2 protein-coding genes are annotated in these 2,181 nt (G+C 50.6%); one reads left to right on the top strand and one right to left on the bottom strand.

Annotation, left to right across the window (positions count from 1 at the left end):
• The coding region (locus tag OEL90_RS14975) for an IS1634 family transposase (RefSeq protein WP_300689914.1) at nt 1-1,048 on the bottom strand (1,048 nt) is incomplete at its 3' end.
• 418 nt (nt 1,049-1,466) lie between these two features.
• Between OEL90_RS14975 and OEL90_RS14980 the strand changes: the two genes are divergently transcribed.
• Nucleotides 1,467-2,181, top strand: a 715-nt coding sequence (locus OEL90_RS14980) for an RnfABCDGE type electron transport complex subunit D (protein WP_300689917.1), incomplete at its 3' end; no start/stop codon positions are given.

Below are 2,181 nucleotides of genomic sequence, written 5' to 3' on the forward strand. Positions count from 1 at the left end.
TTTCAATGTTGAAGTAAGCGTGCAGGTAGACCCTGCGTTTTTCTCGGATGACATCTTTCTTGTTGGGGCGTTCTTTTTGAAACTCCCAGTCAGTCAGAATGGTTGAGGAGTATAAGCCATATTGCTCATCCAGGTTTTCAAAGGATCGGATGCTGCCATAAATCCCGTCAATATGTCTTCGGACATAGGCCAGATGCGTGCCAGCGGCAATGATGAACTTGAGTCGCTCCCCAAGGAGGGCATTGATATTGGCTTCACTGTAAAATCCTCGATCCATGACCAGCTTCACTTGATCGAAGCCCAGCACTTTGAAATCAGCCAGCAAATTTTTGATCGTACTGACATCCGGAATGTTGCCAGAGAGCTTTCTGTAATAAAACGGCAGTCCTGAATCCTGTCCAAAGACCAAGGCCAGGTTCAGTTGCGCCAGGGGGTCACTTTCTTTGTTTTTACCGTACTGGACCTGGCGAAGGGTTTGGGAATAACTCGACACCGAGGTGGTGTCATATGCCCAATATTCATCGGGCTGATGGCGCTTGGCAAGGCAGCTGAAGAAACGTTGTTTGGACTCTTCCGAGATGCCTGCAAACAGCTCGCTGCTGCGCTGAGATGGGATATTGGCTCCATAGGGATGCCGATGGAGCGTACTCCATTTTTCAAATCGAAACAATGGGGAATCGCTCTCCAGGATCAGATAGTAGGCGATGGACTGAATCTGCTTGTAGAGAGACGGAAAGCAAGCCTTGAGGTCCTCTGTAAGCCCGAGAGAGTCCCCGATCTGATCCAACAGATACGTGGCGCCGAAGAACTTACGATCAGCTACGGTAAAGGGCACCGGGCCAGGCTTGACTTCAGTTGTAACCGCCTCTGGGTCCCGACGTTTCCTTCCCCGTCCATCCGTTGGAATGATTTCGCCGGTGGCCGGATCCCGCTTGCCGATGAGCGTCCGTTTGGATCGAGGCTGCTGCTTTTCCTTATCCCAATGGGAAACTGATTCATAAACGTAGGTAATTCCGCTGCGCTTATCGAACTGATTTACAATGGCCATAATACGACCTCCTAGTTATGTATAGTGTAACACATAACTATGTTAGTCGCAAGGCTTTAAAGCGCCAAAGTAAGTGATATCAATAGTTTTTGAGAAAATACAAAGGATTCCTCGTTAGGTGAACTGGGAATCCAGGTTGAATAGCCAGGCTCCCCTGACAACGTGATTCATTCTTTGAAGAGCTGTTGTAGGGGAGCCTCTTTTTTGTTAATTAATAGCTGATTACTAAAAGATCGGCAGGAATTGAACGGGAAGAATCTTTATTGATGATTTTTAAGTATCTGGTTATCAAATCGAAACATTATCAATGAGAATTATCTTAGTTAATTAATAAAATGAACTTTTTTAGAATGACTGAAAACTAACGATGTAATGAGTATAATTAGAGGCATAAAATAATGACTGCGAGGTATTATCTATGCAAATTATGAAGTACCTGACCAAGCAGAAAATGATGCGGACGGTTCTCTGGAGCCTGCTGCCGATCTATCTGTTTTCCATCTATCTGTTCGGCTGGCGCGTGCTGCTGGTATTAGCCGTTTCCCTGGTCTCGGCCTTTGCCGGGGAGCTGTTCATCATGCGGATGATCAGCGGGGACAAGGCCAAGGTCTCGGAGGCCGCCCTGGTCACCGCGGCGCTGCTGACGCTGACCCTGCCGCCCACCGTCCCGCTGTGGATCGTCGTGGTGGCCACGCTCTTTGGCATCATCTTCGGCAAGGCCATCTTCGGGGGCTTCGGCAAGAACGTCTTCAACCCCGCCCTGGTGGGCCGCGCCTTTGTCTATGTCAGTTTTCCCAATGAGATGACCATGCTCTGGCAAAAGCCCTTCACCGGGTTCCCCGGCGGCTTCCTGCGCTGGTCCGGAGCCGTCGACATGGCGACCTCGGTGACACCGATGATCGATCGGACCGCCAACGGCATCATCACCAGCCCGGTGAATTTGTTCATCGGCAACATATCCGGTTCCATGGGTGAGACCTCCGCCGCGCTGATCCTGCTGGCCGGCGCCTATCTCATCTACACCAAGACGGCTTCCTGGAAGATCATGGCTTCCGTGGCCGGTTCCGGGCTCGTCTTCACGCTGCTTTTCCAGATGCTGGGCGCCAGCGAGGTGGATCCGCTGTTTGCTCTGC

Origin of the sequence: Acidaminobacter sp., assembly GCF_030247605.1 — a bacterium.
In the GTDB taxonomy this organism is placed as follows: domain Bacteria; phylum Bacillota; class Clostridia; order Peptostreptococcales; family Acidaminobacteraceae; genus Acidaminobacter.